The organism is Mesorhizobium zhangyense, from assembly GCF_011045115.1.
In the GTDB taxonomy this organism is placed as follows: domain Bacteria; phylum Pseudomonadota; class Alphaproteobacteria; order Rhizobiales; family Rhizobiaceae; genus Mesorhizobium_M; species Mesorhizobium_M zhangyense.
Window position 1 is genome coordinate 415,230 of sequence record NZ_JAAKZG010000001.1, and the last position, 19,410, is coordinate 434,639.

The following is a 19,410-nucleotide window of genomic DNA, read 5'->3' on the forward strand; positions in this document are numbered from 1 at the left end:
AAGCATCGCCATTTTCCTCCCGAGGAGCCTGCACTCCGCTGGCCATTTTGTCGCAAGGGCTGGCTTTTCCTGGAGTTTTTGCACCGGATTCTACCAAGTCGGCGCAAGTGGCACGCTACTTGCTTTTTCAGCATTGAGGTACTCGGCCCATGACGGCCGGGCGCATTTCAGCGCTTCCTCAAAGATTAAGCGAACTGGTTACGAGAGGCCGGCATGACAAAATACAAGCTCGAATATATCTGGCTGGACGGTTACACCCCGGTCCCCAATCTGCGCGGGAAAACCCAGATCAAGGAATTCGATTCGTTCCCGAGCCTCGAGCAACTGCCGCTGTGGGGCTTCGACGGCTCGTCCACCATGCAGGCCGAAGGCCATTCGTCCGACTGCGTGCTGAAGCCCGTCGCGATCTATCCCGATCCGGCCCGCACCAATGGCGCGCTGGTCATGTGCGAAGTCATGATGCCGGATGGCGTCACCCCGCACGCTTCGAACAAGCGCGCCACCATCCTCGACGACGAGGGTGCATGGTTCGGCTTCGAGCAGGAATACTTCTTCTACAAGGACGGCCGCCCGCTCGGCTTCCCGGAATCCGGCTATCCGGCCCCGCAGGGCCCTTACTACACCGGCGTCGGCTACAAGAATGTCGGCGACATCGCCCGCCAACTCGTCGAGGAGCACCTCGACCTTTGCCTGGCAGCCGGTATCAACCATGAAGGCATCAATGCCGAGGTTGCCAAGGGCCAGTGGGAATTCCAGATTTTCGGCAAGGGCTCCAAGCGCGCCGCCGACCAGATCTGGATGGCCCGCTACCTGCTGCTGCGCCTGTGCGAAAAGTATGGCATCGACATCGAGTTCCACTGCAAGCCGCTGGGCGACACCGACTGGAACGGCTCGGGCATGCATGCCAACTTCTCGACCACCTATATGCGCGAAGTGGGCGGCAAGGCGTATTTCGAGGCGCTCATGGCTGCCTTCGACAAGAACCTGATGGACCACATCGCCGTCTACGGCCCGGACAATGACAAGCGTCTGACCGGCAAGCACGAGACCGCACCGTGGAACAAGTTCAGCTACGGCGTGGCTGACCGCGGCGCTTCGATCCGCGTTCCGCACTCCTTCGTCAACAACGGCTACAAGGGCTATCTGGAAGACCGCCGCCCGAACTCGCAGGGCGACCCCTACCAGATCGCTTCGCAGATCTTGAAGACGATCGATTCCGTCTCGGCGGAAGCCAAGAAGGCTGCCGCGTAACGCCTCTTATCTGGTTCAACGAGAAAGCCCGGCGGGAAACCGCCGGGCTTTTTTGTGCGCTTTGCTCGTCATGCAGCCGCACTCAGATGCGAAATCATATCGCTTGCGACCGGGGACGGCTCTTCCCCCGAGCGAAAGCAGATCTTCAAGCGGCGCGTTGCCCAGGCATCCGTCAAGCGCAGCGAGACGATCGCCATCGGGCGTTGGCATCTGCGGGCCGTGGTCTCCGGCACGATGCCAAAGCCGACACTGTGAGCCGCCAGGCGGCAGATACCCTCGAAGGTGCGCACGCGCATCCGGAATTTCAATTTCGTTCCGGTACGGGCGGCCTGCGCCTCGATGTAATCCTGCAAGGCGCTGCCTTCGGCGAGCCCAACGAACTCATGTTGCAGGATATCCGCGAAGGCTATTTTCCTGGCGGTTGCCAACGGATGGCTGCGCGGAACAACGACAACAAGCCTGTCGATCGCGAAGGGGCGAAGCTGCAATCCGCTTGAATCGGTGGCATCGGAAATGATGCCGATGTCTGCAAGGCCGGCCGAGATGGCCTTCACGATCTCCGAGCTCTGGCGCTCCTTTAGGTCGACGTCGATGCGGCGATGGGCGGCGAGCCAGGGCCCAAGCCTGTCGGGCAGAAACTCGGTGATGGCCGCGGTGTTCGCCAGCAGGCGGATCGTTGCCCTGATGCCATTGGCGTATTCGCCGAGCTCGCCCTGCATATGCTCCATCTGGCGAAGGATGAGTCGGGCATGATGAGCGAGCGCTTCTCCCGCCTCTGTCGGTGCCACGCCTCTGCGCCCCCGTTCGAGCAGCTTGACGCCGCCGGCCAGTTCCATACCGCGCAGGCGCTCGCTGGCCGCCGGAAGCGACAGGTGGGCTTCGGCGGCGCCATGCGTGATGCTGCCCGCCTGAATGACGGCAAGGAACAGGCGGAGGTCGGTGAGGTCGAAATGCATGACGGGCATGTTAGCGTGTAAGTAGCCTTCGGGCCAGCCGAAGGCTACCTGCGGATCATCCGCATTGTGGCCGGTGAAAAAGATCGCGAAGATCAGCCATGATGGAATCGTCTACATGGCTCATCGGCACGGTCGCCGCCACCTTCTTCCTTGCGGGGATCGTCAAGGGCGTTACCGGAATGGGGCTGCCGACGGTCGCCATGGGCGTGTTGGGAGCGCTGGTTTCGCCCGTTGCGGCTGCGACCCTTCTGATCGTGCCGTCATTCGTCACCAATGTCTGGCAGCTCTTCACCGGCCCGGGCTTCTGGCCGCTGATCTCGCGGTTCTGGCCCATGATGGGGGCGATCGTCGTTGGAACGGTCGCAGGATCGTCGCTACTGACGAGCGGCGATACGCGCCTTACGACGAGCGCCCTTGGCGCGGCGCTGTTGGTTTATGCCGCTTACACGCTCATGGCCCGTCAGTTCGTCGTGCCGGCTCGACTGGAGCGATGGTTGTCGCCATTGATCGGGGTGACCACCGGCGTCGTAACCGGCGGCAGCGGTGTGTTCGTTATTCCGGCGGTTCCCTATCTCCAGGCGCTCGGCCTCGAAAAGGACGAGCTGATCCAGGCCCTGGGCCTTTCCTTCACCGTTTCGACCATCGCGCTTGCGGCCAGTCTTACCTGGCACGGTGCGTTCCAGTTGGGGAACGTTTCGATGTCGGCGCTCGCCGTAGCGCCGACTCTTGCAGGCATGTGGGTGGGGCAGGTGGTGCGAAAGAAGGTGAGCCCGACGGCATTCCGCCGCTGGTTCCTGCTTGGCCTGCTTCTGCTCGGCGCCGAGATGCTGATAAGGCCGTTGCTTTGATGGCGCCAGAGGTGCCCAGCCCGTGATTATGCGGATTTCTGTATGGGCAACTGGCGTTGCCGGACCGGTGCTTCGGCCCTGATGCTTTCCACCCGGGCCGGCCGGCCGACATGGAAGCCCTGGACCTGGTCGATGCCGAGTTCGCGTATCAGTTCCATCTGGTCTTCGACCTCCACGCCCTCGACCAGGATTTTGGGCCCGCGATTCCTGAGCAGGCTGACAATGTCCTGGAGCATCGCTTCGCCGCGTGGCGAGCTGCAGTCGTGCAGGAAAGAGCGGTCGATCTTGACCGTGTCGAAATCAATCAGGCGCAGCCATGACAGGCCGGCAAAACCGGTGCCGAAATCGTCGAGCCAGATCTTGATACCCAAAAGCTTGAGGTCGGAGATGCAGCGCAGAACATCGGAATGCATTTCCATCTCGAGCCCTTCGGTGATCTCGAAGGCAAGGCGGTTGCCTGCAATGCCCGTTTCACCAAGTATCGCGGCGACCGAGGTTGCAAAGCCGGGGGCCTTGAGCTGGATGGGGGAGACATTGACGCTGACGATGCGCGTGTGGTCGTTGGAAAGATATTCGCGGCACACCGTCCTTATCGCCCAGCGGCCGAGCTCCAGAATTGCACCTGTCCGTTCCGCGACCGGGATGAACAGGCTCGGCGGGACGGAGGTGCCGTCCAGCATGTTAAGGCGCATCAGCGCCTCCAGCGCTTCGACCCGGCCAGTCTTGACGTTCTGGATGGGTTGGTAAACGAGCGAGACGAGATCTTTCTCGATCGCGATCTTCAGAAGGGCTGCGATGTTTTCGCTCTCGTCGCTGCTTTGCGGGTCGTTGGGATCGAAGAGCTTCGCGCAGTTGCGGCCGCTGGCCTTGGCCAAATAGAGCGCACGGTCTGCTTCGTGGATGATCTTTTCAAGCTTGGCGCCGGTCTGATGCCGGGTGAAGGCGGCGCCGATGCTTACCGTGACGATCTGCATGCCATCGCGGCGCTGGTCGTGCCTGAGCGCAAGTTTCTCGATCGTGCTGCGTATTTCGTCGGCAAAGTCGGCCACCTCTTCCTGCTTGTCGAGCGAGGTGATGACAATGAATTCCTCGCCACCATAGCGGCCGATCGAGGCGTCATGGGCCTCGATCGTCTTGCTGAGCGCGGCGGCTACCAAGATCAGGCAGCGGTCGCCTTCCTGATGGCCATAGCAGTCATTGTATCGCTTGAAGAAGTCGACATCGATCAGCAGTACGGCAAAGCGTCGTCCCTGCTGCTGCCAGGCGCCCCAATGGTCGCGCAACCGTTCATCCACGGCACGGCGGTTCTCCAGGCCCGTCAGCGGGTCCGTGCGGGAAAGCTTCAGCAGCGCCTTGCCCCGTTCGGTCGCTTCCTTGTGCTGCATCTTGGCTTCCAGCGCATTCAGGAAGACGTTGTATCGCTCCCTGTTCAGTTTCCAGTTCACGTAGGACGTGAAGATGAAGCACGAAACGTGAAATATGCCGAAGGAAAGCTGATAGATTCGGTTGTATGGAAACAGATAGAAAAGCACGGACAAGGACGCCAGGAGCATGACGCCCGAGACGAGAATGGAGAACTGAAACCTGAAGCTGAAAAACAGGTTGGCGCTCATCATGAAGATGGCCCCAAATACCAGATAGTATGAAATCGTCTCCGTATGTCGCGTCGTGATGGCCGCGAAGAGCCAGCCCACATATGCAAGAACCAAGGCCACCGCACAGGTAAGGTCCATACGGGCTGCAGGCGCATTCTCGCGATACTGCAATTCCACCATTATCAATGTGCCGATGCCGACGGTGAAACGCACTGCGATCGCCGGCAGGGCGGCGTCGGGAATGAGCAGAATGTCGGTAATCGAAAAGAGCAGATAGACGAGGACTGCGGCCCACAGCCCCTGGCGGATGCCCACGCGCTGCATTTCTTCGCTGTCTTTGCGGTAAAGCGTCTGCAGAAGCGCAGGCGAAGGACGCTCTATTGGTCCTTGCAGATCGCTGTCGATCGGGTCGGCCATCGTTTGTGTCATGCGCTTTCCGTCGAAATGCGGTGACTCAACGCCTGCCGACTAGGCTGCCTGTTGAACAACGCCTTCGCTGCTTCGAACACTATCCGCAATGCGGGAACCTTCAGACTGCGGGGCATTCTCGCGTCAGGAACACAAGTTTCCGTTAAACGCTGTGCCAATTCCGCGGCAGCGTTAGCAAAGCATGAAGAAAATCACTTCAATGTTATTAACCATGCGCGACGGTTTGGCTTGAGTTGCGCCCGCCGCGGCTTAAACATAGGTTAACAAATGATTAACGCGGGGGCGTAAATTGCATGAATGAACCGCAGCCGGTACTGGATGGCGAAAGCCTTATCACCCCAACAGCCATCGCAGCCGACATGGCGGCCCTCTATCCCTCCCAAGGCAGTAGCGATCATCTCGCGACCGCGACGGCGGAACTCGGCCTTGTCCTCCATTCGGCACGGCAGTGGTTCGAGGCTGGCAATGATCCCGCGCAGACGATGCGCTGGACTGTCGAGGCGCTGCACAAGATGCGGCGCAAAGTCGAGCCAGGTGTCTGGCAGGCGCTGATACCGCTGGCACAGGAACATCCCGTTGCCGATTATTTTCACCAGGACCCGTTTACCCGCTGGTCGTTCGAAAAGCCTCGCGGCTATTCGGGCGATGCCCGGCTGCTCGACTTCATCTATCAGCACGAGAATATCCGGGAGGATGTGGCGGAGGCCTCTCCGATCGGCAGCGCGCTTTATGCGTACAGCAAATATTACCCCTCATGCGTGGCGGTGCGGGAGCGCCGCGATCTCCTGGCGCAGTATGTCGACGAGATTACCGAGGAGAGGGGCGGCGGGACGGAAGTGCTTGCGATCGCATCGGGCCATCTTCGCGAGGCCGGCAGTTCGGTCGCGCTGGAGCAGGGGCGCATAGCGCGCTGGGTCGCGCTTGATCAGGATCCGCTGAGCGTGGGATCGGTCGCGCGCGACTATGCCGGAACGCCCGTCGAGGCCATTGACGGTTCCGTACGCGGCCTGCTGACGGACGCCTACAAGCTGGGCACGTTCGATTTCGTCTATTCCGCCGGCCTCTACGATTATCTCACCGACGCCGTGGCGATCAGGCTCAACAGGCGGTGCCTGCGCATGCTCAAGCCCAAGGGCACCTTGCTGTTCGCCAACTTCTCGCCGGAACTGACCGACGACGGCTACATGGAAACTTTCATGAACTGGGCGCTGCTGCTGCGTACCGAAGCCGATATGTGGAAGATCATCAACGCCAGCGTTGACCGCAACACGGTCGAGGCGGAGGTGTTCTTCGGCGAAAACCGCAACATCGTCTACGGTGTCATCCGCAAAAAGGACTGATCTCTCGGAATTCAGACAGGCCGCCGGCATCGCAGCAGGCCTATCAAACAAAAACCCCGGCGTTTCCGCCGGGGTTTTGTTTTTCAGCGATGTGAACTCGCCTTACACCGAATAGTACATGTCGAATTCGACCGGGTGCGGGGTCATTTCGAAGCGCATCACTTCGGCCATCTTCAGTTCGATATAGGCGTCGATCTGATCGTCGTCGAAGACGCCGCCGGCCTTCAGGAAGCCGCGGTCCTTGTCGAGGCTCTGCAGGGCTTCGCGCAGCGAACCGCAGACGGTCGGGATCTTCTTCAGTTCCTTCGCCGGCAGGTCGTACAGATCCTTGTCCATCGGCTGGCCGGGGTGGATCTTGTTCTTGATGCCGTCGAGGCCGGCCATCAGCAGGGCTGCGAAAGCGAGGTAGGGGTTCGCGCCCGGATCGGGGAAGCGGATTTCGACGCGCTTCGACTTCGGCGACGAGCCGAAGGGGATGCGGCAAGAGGCCGAGCGGTTGCGCGCCGAATAGGCGAGCAGAACCGGTGCTTCATAGCCCGGAACCAGACGCTTGTAGGAGTTGGTCAGCGGGTTGGTGAAGGCGTTGATGGCCTTGGCGTGCTTGATGATGCCGCCGATGTAATAGAGGCAGTTTTCCGACAGGCCGGCATATTCGTTACCGGCGAAGGTCGGCTTGCCGTCCTTCCAGATCGACATGTGCACGTGCATGCCCGAACCGTTGTCGCCGAAGATCGGCTTCGGCATGAAGGTTGCAGTCTTGCCATAGGCGTTGGCGACCTGGTGCACGACATACTTGTAAAGCAGCATCTTGTCGGCGTTGCGCACCAGTGCGTCGAACTTCACGCCGAGCTCATGCTGGGCGGCAGCCACTTCGTGGTGGTGCTTTTCAACGCGAACGCCCATTTCGGTGAGCACGGTCAGCATTTCCGAGCGCATGTCCTGGCAGGAATCGATCGGCGGAACCGGGAAGTAGCCGCCCTTGACGCGCGGACGATGGCCGAGGTTGCCGGTCTCGTAGTCGGTGTCGTCGTTGGACGGCAGTTCGGTCGAATCGAGCTTGAAGCCGGTGTTGTAGGGGTCGGCCTTGTACTTGACGTCGTCAAAGACGAAGAATTCGGCTTCCGGGCCGACGAAGATGGTGTCGCCGATGCCTTCTGCCTTCATGTAGGCTTCGGCCTTCTTGGCAGTGCCGCGCGGATCGCGGTTGTAGGACTCACCGGAGACCGGATCGAGAATGTCGCACAGGATGACCATGGTCGACTGCGCGAAGAACGGGTCCATGTGGACGGTTTCCGGATCGGGCATCAGAACCATGTCGGATTCGTTGATGGCCTTCCAGCCGGCGATGGACGAGCCGTCGAACATGACGCCATCGGCGAACATGTCTTCCTCGACCTCGGAGATATCCATCGTCACATGCTGGAGCTTGCCCTTCGGGTCGGTGAAGCGCAGATCGACAAATTTTACGTCGTTGTCCTTGATCTGCTTGAGAATATCCTTGGCTGTCGTCATGTCGCGTTTCCTGTGATTTTAATGATGGCGTTGAAACGAAATTCTGTCGGCTTGGCCGATCAGATGGCGTCGATGCCGGTTTCGCCGGTGCGGATGCGCACCACTTCCTCGATGTTGGAGACGAAGATCTTGCCGTCGCCGATGCGGCCCGTCTGGGCCGCCTTGCGAATGGCCTCGATCGCCGCTTCGACGGATTCGTCGCCGAGCACAACCTCGATCTTCACCTTGGGAAGGAAGTCCACGACGTATTCAGCGCCGCGATAAAGCTCGGTATGGCCTTTCTGACGTCCGAAGCCCTTTGCTTCGGTGACGGTAATGCCTTGCAGGCCTGCTTCCTGAAGCGCTTCCTTCACTTCGTCGAGTTTGAAAGGCTTGATGATCGCTTCGATCTTTTTCATGTAAAATGCGGCCTCCGCTAGGGACTGTACGGGTGTCGCCCCGCTTGCGCATCACAAAGCAGGAAGCGTGCCAGATGCCTAAAGGCGCAACAAACCTTCTTCGAATCCGCAAAGATCGAAAAAAATTGCGTTTTTCGGGCAAAGCGCAGGGCGCTTAAGCGATACCCTGAATATCGCTTATCGGAGTGCTTTTGCAACGGGGTAAAAACTATGCAATCCGCCTAAATTTTGGGCATTTGCTTTTTGTTTGCGCCGGATTCTACGCGACGCGCGGAACATCTATCTTGTCGTCCTGCATTTCGGCGGGCCGGTGCGGTGTGCTAATCATGATTTCCCCAAAGGGGTCGAACAGGCCGCTCGCATGTCGCATGAAATCCTGACACCCGATGAAATGGCCAAGGCCGATCGCCTCGCGATCGAAGGCGGTCCTTTCGATGGATATGCGCTGATGCGCAATGCCGGCGCTGCTGTCGCGGCGCTTGTTCTGGCGCGGTTTGCCTCCGCCTCGACGGTTCATGTTCTATGCGGCCCCGGCAACAATGGCGGTGACGGCTACGTCGTCGCCAAAGCGCTCGTTGAGACAGGATGCGCCGTCAAACTCTGGGCCGAGGGATCGCCTAAGCCGGGCAGCGATGCGGCACTGGCCGCCGCAGATTGTCAGCTCAAGGCTCAGCCGCTCGGTGATTTTGAAATGAAACCCGGCGCGCTCGTTGTCGACGCGCTTTATGGGGCAGGGCTGTCGAAACCGCTTTCCGCGGAGGCTGGTCGCGCTGCACAGCTCGCCGCAGACATGAAGGTCCCGGTCGTTTCGGTCGATCTGCCGTCGGGGCTTTCGGGTGAAAGCGGCGCAACACTTGGCGAGGCTTTTCAGGCGACGATCACGGTTACCTTCGCGCGCAAGAAGCCCGGCCATCTGCTTCTGCCTGGGCGCAACCTCTGCGGCGAGGTCGTCGTTGCGGATATCGGCATCGGCGACAAGGTAATTGACGCCGTTGGCGCTCGCTGCTTCGAAAACGTGCCGGCGCTTTGGCTGGATAAGTTTCCGATGCCTGCGTTGGACGCCTACAAATACAGTCGCGGCCATGTCGGCGTCTTTTCCGGCGGGCCTTCGGCAACGGGCGCTGCCCGGCTGGCCGCGATGGCGGCGGCGCGGATCGGGGCAGGGGCGGTCACCGTGCTGTCCCCGTCGCTCTCGCTTTCCGTCAATGCCAGCCATCTGACCTCGATCATGCTGCGCAAGGCCGACACGCTGGAGGAAGTGTTCGGCTTTCTCGATGCGCGCCATCCGGAAGCGCTGGTCTACGGCCCTGGGCTGGGACCGGAGCCGGGCGTCGGAAACTTTCTTCTCGATTTGCTGGCGGCGGCGGAAAATTCGCCAAAGGGGCTCGTGCTGGATGCCGACGGGCTGACGTCGCTAGCCGCGCAGCCTGAGGCATTGTTTGCCGCCTTGCATCGCATGGGCGCGCCACGGGCGATCCTGACGCCGCATGAAGGGGAGTTTCGCCGGCTGTTTCCGGGCATTGCCGAGGACGAAAAACTGTCGAAGCTGGAAAAAGCCCGCGCCGCGTCTCGGCTTTCCAACGCCGTTGTCGTCTACAAGGGGCCGGACACGGTGATCGCAGCGCCTGACGGGCGGGCCGCGATCAATTCCAACGGCACGCCTTTGCTGGCAACGGCAGGTTCCGGCGACGTGCTGGCGGGCATCTGCGCCGGCCTGCTGGCTCAGGGCATGCCTGCCTTCGAAGCGGGATGCGCCGCCGTCTGGATACACGCCGATGCAGCGCAGCGGTTTGGGCCGGGGCTGATCGCCGAGGATCTGCCGTTGGCGCTGCTTTCTGTCCTTCGGAATTTGCGGGAGCCCGGCGCATTGCCTGTACCACCAGGCTCCCTAGCTGCGGGGAAAACCCTGAGCTAACACCGGAAAAATCCGCATGCGCGCCTCAACGCCGTGGGCGCTGTTTCGTTCCGCTGCGCATCAAGATGGAGGGGCAACTCCTGGCGGGCGGCAGTCGGGATTCGACCATTCCTGGCAAGGAGAGCCCGGGTCTTCTCCATTGTTGTGCTTGGCCAGTTTGGAGAAGGCAAACGCAAAGCCCGCCAGAAGCACAAGCACCAGTGTCAGGCGTATTGCCATCATTCATCCTGGTTGGGTGGTATCCCCGCCACTCACCTGTCCACGGCAAGTCTAGACCTTGTGAGATGAATTAAAAACCCGAGCCGTACACTTTTGATGCCTGAAGTTCTCCGCGGTCTCTGCACCGTTGGCCCGCCGCGCGAAAAGCGACGTTTTGGAATCAGGCGTTGGCGCCGCCATCGATGGTCAATGCGGCTCCCGTCATGAAGCGGCCTTGTGGGCCAGCCAGCCACGCGACCAATCCGGCGATGTCGTCGGGGGAGCCGTATTTTGGTATTGCCATCCGGCCGCGCTGGGCGTCGGCATGGTCGCTGTCGGCGGGGTTCATGTCGGTGTTGGTAGAGCCGGGGTGCACGACATTGACGGTGATGCCGCGCGGGCCGAGATCGCGCGCCAGGCCCTTGGTCAGGCCGACAAGTGCCGCCTTGCTTGCCGAATAGAGGCCGATACCTGCATCCGGCACGCGTTCTGCAAGATTGCTGCCGATCGATATGATGCGTCCGCCTTCGGGCATGACGGCTGCGGCTGCCTTCGATGCGATGAACGGAGCGCGGAAATTGACCGCCATCGTTTCATCCATCTGTGCCAGCGTTACCGTGTCCAGGGGGCCGGCATGCCAGATGCCGGCGCTGTTGACGAGGATGTCGAGGCGTCCGAACTGAGCCACGGTGGTCGCCACGGATGCTTCGACGGCTTCAGCGTCCGTGTTGTCGGCCTGTATCGCCAGGGCGCGCCTGCCGAGTGCTTCGATCTCCTTCACGACGGCTTCGGCCTTTTCGGCGGAGCGCACATAGGTCAGCGCGACATCGGCACCGGCGCGGGCAAGTTGCCTTGCGATCGCGGCGCCAATACCGCGGCTGCCGCCGGTCACCAGTGCTACCTTGCCATGAAGTTCGATCGTGTTTTCATTGGTAGACATTTTGTTCACTGCCTTTTTGTATCAATCAATACAAAATAGATGACACTCTTGCCGAAGGCGGTCAAGGGCTTTATGTATCGATCATAACAGAAAGGTGTTCGATGTCTCAGAAGGGCCGGCCACGCAGCTTCGACCGCGATGCGGCCTTGCAGCAGGCGATGCGCGTATTCTGGCAGAAGGGCTACGATGGCGCGTCGCTGTCGGACCTGACGACCGCCATGGGCATCAACTCGCCCAGCCTCTACGCCGCCTTCGGCTGCAAGGAAGCGCTGTTTCGCGAAGCGGCCGATCTCTACAGCGCAACCGAAGGCGTCGATATCTGGAAAGCGTTCGAAAGCCCGAGCACGGCGCGGGAAGCGATGGCGAATTTTCTGCGCGCCTCGGCAATCGCGTTCAGCGAGCCCGGCGATCCCAAGGGGTGCCTGATCGTGCTTGGCGCGCTCAATCCCAGCGACGGCAATCTGGAGGTCTTCCGCGATCTGAGTCACAGGCGGCAAGCCAATGTGGAAGACTTCAAGAATCGCCTGAAGCTTGCGATCGTACAGGGCGAACTGCCGGCAACGGTCGATTGCGAGGCAGTCTCCGTCTTCTATCTCGCCGTCCAGCAGGGCATGTCGATCCAGGCGCGCGATGGAGCTTCGCGCGAAAGGCTGCTTTCGATCGGCGAAGGAGCAATGGCTGCGTGGGACGGCCTGACCTCAGGCTCTGCGGGCATCAGCCCTTCACGCGCTCCATGAAAGCCATGGCGCCATGCGGTGCATGAACCTTGCCGGAGGTTATGAAGTAGACGAAGACGTCGCGCGGTTTCATCGGCGCATCGCTTGAAGGATCGGCGCGGGGCAGATCGTCCGGCACGCCGCCCTGCGCCCATGTTTTTGCACGAGCAAGCCATTCATCGAGCGCCTTCGGCGCGTAGCAGGTCGGGATATCGTCCGAGCCTGTCTGCAGCCGTGCATAGACGAAATCACCGGTGACGTCGGCAATGGCGGGGTAGGTGGCATGGTCGGCAAAGACGATGGCGACATCGTGCTTGCGCGCCAGCGCGACGAATTCCGGCACGACGAAGCTCGGATTGCGCACCTCGACGCAGTGGCGCAGTTTGACGCCGTCCTGCTTTTCCGGCAGCAGTTTCAGGAACGCGCCGAAATCGTCCTCGTCGAACTTCTTGAACGGCGCGAACTGCCATAGGATCGGCCCGAGTTTCTCGCCAAGTGCCGCAACGCCGGATTCGAGAAACCGCATCATGGATTCGCCGGCTTCACCGAGCACCTTGCGGTTGGTGACGAAGCGGTTGCCCTTCAGCGCATAAACAAAACCGTCCGGCGCCTCATTGGCCCATTTGACGAAGGTCGGCTCCTTGAAGCTGGAATAATAGGTGCCGTTGACCTCGATGGTCGGCACCTGCCGGGTGGCGAACTGCAGCTGCTTCGCCTTGGACAGTTTTTCCGGATAGAAGGATGTGTCCCACGGCTCGAACGTCCAGCCGCCCATGCCGGCGCGGATTTTTCCGGAACTGCTCATTGCTTCTCCTCCGTTTCTACATTCGGTCAAGCGACATCGATCGCTTGGGCCTGTCCCGCATCTTCCGCAGGAGCTACATCCTTCGCCATATCGACAACTACCCAGCCTGGCCGAACGGGATTTGGCCGGCGGCCCGTCTCGTGAAAACCATAAGCCAGATAAAGCGCAATGTTCCGCTCCATCCGGGCATTGGTGTAGAGCCGTATCTCCGGCAAGGTGGCCGCGCGAGTCCTGTCCTCCAGCCAACGCAGCAAGGTGACGCCGAGGCCCTTGCCCTGGAACGCAGGGTAGACTGCGATACTGAAGACAAGTAAATGATCTTCGTGCAGTTCGAACACCGCAAGCCCTGCCAGTTCGCCATCGCTTTCCAGCAGCCAGACCTCGCCGGCGTCAATCCGAGGTGCGTAGTCCTCGGTAACGGGGATCGGCGGTGCGCCAAACAATGCCGTGTAGGGCGCATAGGCCTGCTCGGTGAGCGCTACGACGGCCGACAAATCGTCGGAAAGTGCTCTTCTGATCTGCATAGAGACCCTTTCCGAATGACTAGCGCCTTGATGCGCCCGCTCTACTCCGCCGCTTCAGCCTTCCGGCCCGGACGCCGCCCAAGCAGCTCCTTCAGGAACTGCCCCGTATAGCTGCGCGGTTCTTCGGCGATATCTTCCGGACGGCCTGAGGCAACCAATTCGCCGCCGCCGTCGCCGCCTTCAGGACCGAGGTCGAGAACCCAGTCGGAGGTTTTGATGACTTCGAGATTGTGCTCGATGACGACGACCGTGTTGCCCTGGTCGACGAGCTCATGCAGCACTTCAAGAAGCTTTGCCACATCATGGAAATGCAGGCCGGTTGTCGGCTCATCCAGGATATAGAGCGTCTTGCCGGTTGCCTTGCGCGACAGTTCCTTGGCGAGCTTGATGCGCTGCGCTTCGCCGCCGGACAGCGTGTTGGCCTGCTGGCCGACATGGATGTAGCCGAGGCCGACCTTGGCCAGCGTTTCCAGCTTGTCGCGCACGCCAGGCACGGCGGCAAAGAACTCGACGCCTTCCTCGACCGTCATTTCCAGCACGTCGGCGATCGACTTGCCCTTGAAGGTGACGTCCAGCGTCTCGCGGTTGTAGCGCTTGCCGTGGCAGACGTCGCAGGTGACATAGACGTCGGGCAGGAAGTGCATCTCGATTTTTATCACGCCGTCGCCCTGGCAGGCTTCGCAGCGACCGCCCTTGACGTTGAACGAGAAACGGCCGGGCGCATATCCGCGCGCCTTGGCTTCCGGCAGGCCGGCGAACCAGTCGCGGATCGGCGTGAAGGCGCCGGTATAGGTCGCCGGGTTCGAGCGCGGCGTGCGCCCGATCGGCGACTGATCGATGTCGATGACCTTGTCGAGGAATTCCAGCCCCTCGATGCGATCATGATCGGCTGGATGCTCGCGCGAACCCATGATGCGGCGCGAGGCGGCCTTGAACAGCGTCTCGATGAGGAAAGTCGACTTGCCGCCGCCCGAAACGCCGGTGACAGCCGTGAAGGTGCCGAGCGGGATTTCGGCGGTGACGTTCTTCAGATTGTTGCCGCGCGCGCCGACAATCTTGATGCGCCGGCCCTTCTTCATCTCGCGGCGATGGCGCGGCATGGAGATTTCGAGCTCGCCGGTCAGATATTTGCCGGTGATCGAATTGGGATTGGCCATGACTTCGGCCGGCGTGCCTTCCGCAATGACATTGCCACCATGGATGCCGGCGGCAGGGCCGATGTCGACGACATAGTCGGCCGTCAGGATCGCATCCTCGTCATGCTCGACGACGATGACCGTGTTGCCGAGGTCGCGCAGGTGCTTGAGCGTGTCGAGCAGGCGCGCATTGTCGCGCTGGTGTAGGCCGATCGACGGCTCGTCGAGCACATAGAGCACGCCGGTCAGGCCGGAGCCGATCTGCGAGGCCAGGCGAATGCGCTGGCTTTCGCCGCCCGACAGCGTGCCCGAATTGCGTGCCATGGTCAGATAGTCGAGGCCGACATCGTTGAGGAAGCGCAGGCGCTCGCGGATTTCCTTGAGGATGCGCACCGCGATCTCGTTCTGCTTGTCGTTGAGCGAGGCAGGCAAGTCCTCGAACCAGCCATTGGCCTTGCGGATCGACAGGGCCGTGACCTCACCGATGTGCTTGCCGGCGATCTTCACCGCCAGCGCTTCCGGCTTCAGGCGAAAGCCGTTGCAGACGGGGCAGGGCGTCGCCGACATGAAGCGCTCGATCTCCTCGCGCATCCAGGCCGATTCCGTCTCTTTCCAGCGGCGCTCGAGGTTCGGGATGACGCCTTCGAAAGTCTTCGTCGTCTTGTAGGACCGAAGCCCGTCATCATAGGTAAAGGCGATTTCGCGCTCGCCGGTGCCGCGCAGGATCGCTTCCTGCGCTTCCGCGGTCAGGTCCTTGAACTTGTCGCCGAGCTTGAAGCCATAGACCTTGCCCAGCGCTTCCAGCGTCTGCGAATAATAGGGCGATGTCGATTTCGCCCATGGGCTGACGGCGCCATCGCGCAACGAGACATTGTCGTCGGGCACAATCAGGGTTGCGTCGATGGCGCGCTGGTTGCCGAGGCCGTCGCAGGCCGGGCAGGCGCCGAAAGGATTGTTGAACGAGAACAGCCGCGGCTCGATCTCGGGAATGGTGAAGCCGGAAACCGGGCAGGCGAATTTTTCGGAGAACAGGATGCGCTCATGCGTCTCGTTCTTCGACTTGTTGACGGAATCCTCTCCCGTCTGGCTGGCGTCCAGCGGTTTGTCGGCGAATTCGGCGACGGCCAGTCCTTCGGCAAGCTTCAGCGCCGTCTCGATGGAATCGGCAAGCCGCGTCGCCAGATCGCCACGTACGACGACACGATCGACCACGACGTCGATGTCGTGCTTGTACTTCTTGTCCAATGCCGGAACGTCGGCGATCTCGTAGAAAACGCCGTCGACCTTGACGCGCTGAAAGCCCTTCTTCAGGAGCTCGGCCAGTTCCTTGCGATACTCGCCCTTACGGCCGCGCACCATCGGCGCCATGATGAACAGGCGCGTGCCTTCGTCCAGCGCCAGCACACGGTCGACCATCTGGCTGACCGTCTGGCTCTCGATCGGCAGTCCGGTCGCCGGCGAATAGGGAACGCCGACGCGCGCGAACAGCAGGCGCATATAGTCGTAGATTTCGGTGACGGTGCCGACCGTCGAGCGCGGATTGCGCGAGGTCGTCTTCTGCTCGATGGAAATAGCCGGCGAAAGCCCGTCGATCTGGTCAACATCCGGCTTCTGCATCATTTCGAGGAACTGGCGCGCATAGGCCGAAAGGCTCTCGACATAGCGGCGCTGGCCCTCGGCATAGATCGTGTCGAATGCCAGCGACGACTTGCCCGAGCCGGAGAGGCCGGTCATGACGATCAGCGAATCCCGGGGAAGATCGAGATCGATGTTTTTCAGATTGTGTTCGCGCGCGCCGCGAATGGAAAGATATTTATGGTCGACCATGCCGGGTCTGCCGCCTCGATCAGGAATTTGTCGGATTGGCTGGTTTGTCCGGCCAACCGGTCATGTAGGTATTTTTACCGCTCTGTCGAGGGACGCATCGCCCCTCGCTGTCAGCAGGGTTTAGCCGCCTTTGGCCGGGGGGAGCAAGCGGAAAGAACAAAGGCCGAACACGCTCCTGACATATTGTGCATAAGTTGCAGGGCCAATGTTACATGCCGATCACATTTTTGCCGGCAAGGCTCCCCGCGGTTGACGTTGAAAAATCGAAGGAGCAGACTTCCTATGTCATCTGGAGCCGAGCATCCTTTGATGTTCTTCGCAGCCGGTAGGCGGTTTGCGAGACGCCGCAAACGAGCGAATAAGCGCTTCGGAAGACTTTGGAGAAACTGACACAGGAGCGAGGCATGACCCCACCTGATAGTTCCCAATGGCTCTGCGAATGCGCGGAGCCGCGCCAGGCATAAGTGCCGGGCTTGCCCGGCAGACTGTGACCTGCCGTCCCCAAAACGAAAATCAGAGACCACTAGTCGGATCGTTAGCTGAAGCCGCGTAGCATCCGAAAGTAAAGCCGGTAAAACACTCCCGGCAGTTGGCAAGAATGTCATCAAAGCCTCGACCGCTCTTGAATGAGCGGCGAGGCTGCTTTCGTGATCCGGGCCGACATCCCCTCGAAACGCCATTTGACGCCACAATAACAAATCTCCGCCGCCGTGCCGCCTCACGGCTAACCGCGATTTGCCGCAATCGCTGAGGAAATTGCGCCTACCAGTGCCGACGTCCTTTTTCATCAAGACAAGGCATCGCCCGGTTTCGCGAGGCCTTGAGTATGATGGTGTTTGGGAAAAGATTGATGCCTGCGCGGGCAGGCGTCTGGATCTCAGTGGCTCTCGCAGTGCCGCTGCTGGCGCTCGGCGCGTTCCTTTGGGATCTGCAGCTTTCCGGAAACTTCCATACGGTCGTGCCCGGCGAACTCTATCGGGCGGCGCAGCCAACGCCTCGTCAACTCGAAGCATACGCCAACAAATACGGGGTGAAGTCCGTCATCAACCTCAGAGGTCCGCATGATGGCTTCGCCTGGTACGAGGCCGAGAAGGCGGAAAACGCAAAACTTGGGATCAAGCAGATCGATTTTCGCGTCAGTTCGATCACGGAGATGGACAGCAAGCAGATCGCCAGGCTTGTTGCGATAATGCGCAAGGCCAGGAAGCCGCTGCTCGTTCACTGTCAGTCGGGCGCTGATCGCAGCGGGCTGGTATCGGCACTCTATCTGGCTGCGGTCGATGGTGTGGATGTCAAAGAGGCCGCGCGCCAACTTTCGATCAGGTACGGGCATTTTTCGATGCCGTTCAGCCGGACCTACGCCATGGACCTGACTCTGCAAGCTTTTGGTGCCTTGTCTGGCCAGCCCAGCGGCTAGGATTTCGCGACAATCGAGACTTCCGGTCGAAAAAGACGAGGAATCTGATGGCAGCGCTTGAAATACAGCGAATTGCAGTTTAGAACAAAATAAGAACAAACAACTTGTGGACAGAGCCTGAATTTCATCCCCGTTGTGGCCGGGATGGTGTCTATGGGCTAAGGTGTGCCGGCGAATTTGCCGGTTTTGTTAGGATAAGCGCGGAGCGGTGTCATGGCGGGTAGCGTCAATAAGGTCATTCTGGTTGGTAATCTCGGCGCGGACCCGGAAATCAGGCGGTTGAACTCGGGCGAACCGGTCGTCAACATTCGTGTCGCCACTTCTGAAAGCTGGCGCGACAAGAATTCCGGCGAGCGCAAGGAAAAGACTGAGTGGCACAATATCGTCATCTTCAATGACAATCTCGCCAAGGTCGCTGAGCAGTATCTGAAGAAGGGCATGAAGGTCTATGTCGAGGGTCAGTTGCAGACCCGCAAATGGACGGACCAGACCGGAAACGAACGCTACACGACCGAGATCGTGCTGCAGAAGTTCCGTGGCGAGTTGCAGATGCTCGATGCGCGCGGGCAGGGCGGCGACGGCGGCCAGGTAAGCTATGGCGGCGGCGGTGGCCGCGGTTCGGATTTCGGCCAGTCCGGCCCGAACGATGACTTCAACCGTGGCGGTGGCGGCGGTGGTGGTGGAAACCGGGGCGGCGGCGGTGGCGGTTCGTCGCGCGATCTCGACGACGAAATCCCGTTCTGATTGATTTTTCGCGGGGGCGTCCGACGCTCCCGCGAACTCATTTTCTGTTCCGGCAGCCTCCGTCGATAGTCCTGCCGGCTGCCCCGAAAACCGATCAGCCTACCGCCATCATGGCCTTGATGCCATCGGCGACGAACTGGACGGCCAATGCCGCCAGGATCACGCCAAGAAGCCGTGTCAGTATCGAGCGTCCGGTCTGCCCGAGCAGGCCGTCGATGCGCTCTGCGAGGATGAAGACGAGGTAGGTGAGGGCGAGGCACAGGAAGATGATGCCCACCAGCGCTGCCTGCGCGGCCCAGCCCTGGAACGAGCCTGACAGCAGCACCGTCGCCGAGATGGCGCCGGGACCCGCGATAAGCGGGATCGCCAGCGGAAACGCCGCGATGTTGTGGATGTGATCCTTGGTGATTGCGACATCCGATATTTTTTCCTTCCGATCCTGCCGCTTTTCAAAAACCATCTCGAAGGCAATGAAAAACAACAGAAAACCGCCGGCGACGCGGAAGGCCGGCAGGGTGATGCCGAACACTGACAGGATCGATGCGCCGGCAATGGCAAACAACGCCATGACGCCGAAGCCGATGACGCTGGCGCGGATCGAAACCTGACTGCGCTGCGCGCGTGTCATGCCCCGCGTCACCGCCAGAAAGATAGGTGCCAGCCCCGGCGGGTCGATGGTGACCAGGAGCGTCACGAAGGCGTTGAAAACACTATCGAAATTCGGCATCCCGCGTCCTCCTGCGCGCAGGCTACATTGCCGGCTTTCCGCGCGCCAGTCCCCTCACGGCAAGATCAGGGCAAAGGCCTCCCGATTTCTTGGGAGGCATATTTTCGACATGGTGTCGCAGGATTGCCCGAA

Annotated in this window: 16 protein-coding genes; 7 read left to right on the forward strand and 9 right to left on the reverse strand. The window is 60.7% G+C overall.

Annotation, left to right across the window (positions count from 1 at the left end; all coding sequences use genetic code 11):
* The first annotated feature begins 213 nt into the window (after positions 1–213).
* Entirely contained in the window at positions 214–1,251 is a 1,038-nt protein-coding gene (locus tag G6N74_RS02115; RefSeq protein WP_165113698.1) for a glutamine synthetase beta-grasp domain-containing protein, read from the forward strand.
* Positions 1,252–1,319: 68 nt separating this feature from the next.
* Here G6N74_RS02115 and G6N74_RS02120 read toward each other — a convergent pair whose 3' ends face one another.
* Positions 1,320–2,207: a LysR family transcriptional regulator gene (locus G6N74_RS02120; RefSeq protein WP_165114417.1), complete on the reverse strand. Its 888-nt coding sequence runs from the start codon at positions 2,205–2,207 to the stop codon at positions 1,320–1,322.
* A 98-nt stretch (positions 2,208–2,305) separates the two neighbouring features.
* Here G6N74_RS02120 and G6N74_RS02125 point away from each other — a divergent pair, with 98 nt between their 5' ends.
* A complete protein-coding gene (locus G6N74_RS02125; protein ID WP_165113700.1) occupies positions 2,306–3,055 on the forward strand; it encodes a sulfite exporter TauE/SafE family protein in 750 nt (249 codons plus the stop codon).
* 26 nt (positions 3,056–3,081) lie between these two features.
* Here G6N74_RS02125 and G6N74_RS02130 read toward each other — a convergent pair whose 3' ends face one another.
* The gene (locus G6N74_RS02130) at positions 3,082–5,079 is read right to left on the reverse strand and encodes a putative bifunctional diguanylate cyclase/phosphodiesterase (RefSeq protein ID WP_165113702.1); all 1,998 of its coding nucleotides are present in this window, start codon (positions 5,077–5,079) and stop codon (positions 3,082–3,084) included.
* 293 nt (positions 5,080–5,372) lie between these two features.
* On the opposite strand from G6N74_RS02130, the gene G6N74_RS02135 reads away from it, so the two are divergent.
* Positions 5,373–6,419 (forward strand): class I SAM-dependent methyltransferase, encoded by a 1,047-nt coding sequence (locus tag G6N74_RS02135; protein WP_165113704.1) that lies wholly within the window; start codon positions 5,373–5,375, stop codon positions 6,417–6,419.
* A gap of 102 nt (positions 6,420–6,521) precedes the next feature.
* On the opposite strand, the gene glnA is transcribed toward G6N74_RS02135, so the two are convergent.
* Positions 6,522–7,931, reverse strand: coding sequence for a type I glutamate--ammonia ligase (gene glnA / locus G6N74_RS02140; RefSeq protein ID WP_165113706.1), 1,410 nt, complete (start codon positions 7,929–7,931; stop codon positions 6,522–6,524).
* Between the two features lie 59 nt (positions 7,932–7,990).
* The gene (locus G6N74_RS02145; RefSeq protein ID WP_091913600.1) at positions 7,991–8,329 is read right to left on the reverse strand and encodes a P-II family nitrogen regulator; all 339 of its coding nucleotides are present in this window, start codon (positions 8,327–8,329) and stop codon (positions 7,991–7,993) included.
* 361 nt (positions 8,330–8,690) lie between these two features.
* On the opposite strand from G6N74_RS02145, the gene G6N74_RS02150 reads away from it, so the two are divergent.
* Positions 8,691–10,244 (forward strand): NAD(P)H-hydrate dehydratase, encoded by a 1,554-nt coding sequence (locus G6N74_RS02150; RefSeq protein WP_165113708.1) that lies wholly within the window; start codon positions 8,691–8,693, stop codon positions 10,242–10,244.
* A gap of 379 nt (positions 10,245–10,623) precedes the next feature.
* Here the strand turns inward: G6N74_RS02150 and G6N74_RS02155 are convergent, their stop codons facing one another.
* On the reverse strand, positions 10,624–11,382 hold the full coding sequence (locus G6N74_RS02155) for an SDR family NAD(P)-dependent oxidoreductase (protein ID WP_165113710.1): 759 nt from the start codon (positions 11,380–11,382) through the stop codon (positions 10,624–10,626).
* A 101-nt stretch (positions 11,383–11,483) separates the two neighbouring features.
* Here G6N74_RS02155 and G6N74_RS02160 point away from each other — a divergent pair, with 101 nt between their 5' ends.
* On the forward strand, positions 11,484–12,119 hold the full coding sequence (locus G6N74_RS02160; protein WP_165113712.1) for a TetR/AcrR family transcriptional regulator: 636 nt from the start codon (positions 11,484–11,486) through the stop codon (positions 12,117–12,119).
* On the opposite strand, the gene G6N74_RS02165 is transcribed toward G6N74_RS02160, so the two are convergent.
* The 3 genes from G6N74_RS02165 to uvrA are packed head-to-tail and all read right to left on the reverse strand — an operon-like array spanning position 12,097 to position 16,390.
* Complete coding sequence (locus G6N74_RS02165) at positions 12,097–12,903, reverse strand: DUF72 domain-containing protein (RefSeq protein ID WP_165113714.1); 807 nt, start codon at positions 12,901–12,903, stop codon at positions 12,097–12,099. The two genes, G6N74_RS02160 and G6N74_RS02165, sit on opposite strands and share 23 nt — an antisense overlap.
* A 26-nt stretch (positions 12,904–12,929) precedes the next feature.
* Entirely contained in the window at positions 12,930–13,427 is a 498-nt protein-coding gene (locus G6N74_RS02170; protein ID WP_165113716.1) for a GNAT family N-acetyltransferase, read from the reverse strand.
* 41 nt (positions 13,428–13,468) lie between these two features.
* Positions 13,469–16,390, reverse strand: coding sequence for an excinuclease ABC subunit UvrA (gene uvrA / locus G6N74_RS02175; protein ID WP_165113720.1), 2,922 nt, complete (start codon positions 16,388–16,390; stop codon positions 13,469–13,471).
* 892 nt (positions 16,391–17,282) lie between these two features.
* On the opposite strand from uvrA, the gene G6N74_RS02180 reads away from it, so the two are divergent.
* Together G6N74_RS02180 and ssb are read left to right on the forward strand one after the other, a co-directional pair.
* Positions 17,283–17,807: a dual specificity protein phosphatase family protein gene (locus G6N74_RS02180; protein ID WP_312857821.1), complete on the forward strand. Its 525-nt coding sequence runs from the start codon at positions 17,283–17,285 to the stop codon at positions 17,805–17,807.
* A 213-nt stretch (positions 17,808–18,020) separates the two neighbouring features.
* Positions 18,021–18,551, forward strand: coding sequence for a single-stranded DNA-binding protein (ssb, locus tag G6N74_RS02185; protein ID WP_165113726.1), 531 nt, complete (start codon positions 18,021–18,023; stop codon positions 18,549–18,551).
* Between the two features lie 94 nt (positions 18,552–18,645).
* Here the strand turns inward: ssb and G6N74_RS02190 are convergent, their stop codons facing one another.
* On the reverse strand, positions 18,646–19,278 hold the full coding sequence (locus G6N74_RS02190; protein ID WP_165113728.1) for a MarC family protein: 633 nt from the start codon (positions 19,276–19,278) through the stop codon (positions 18,646–18,648).
* Positions 19,279–19,410 lie beyond the last annotated feature (132 nt).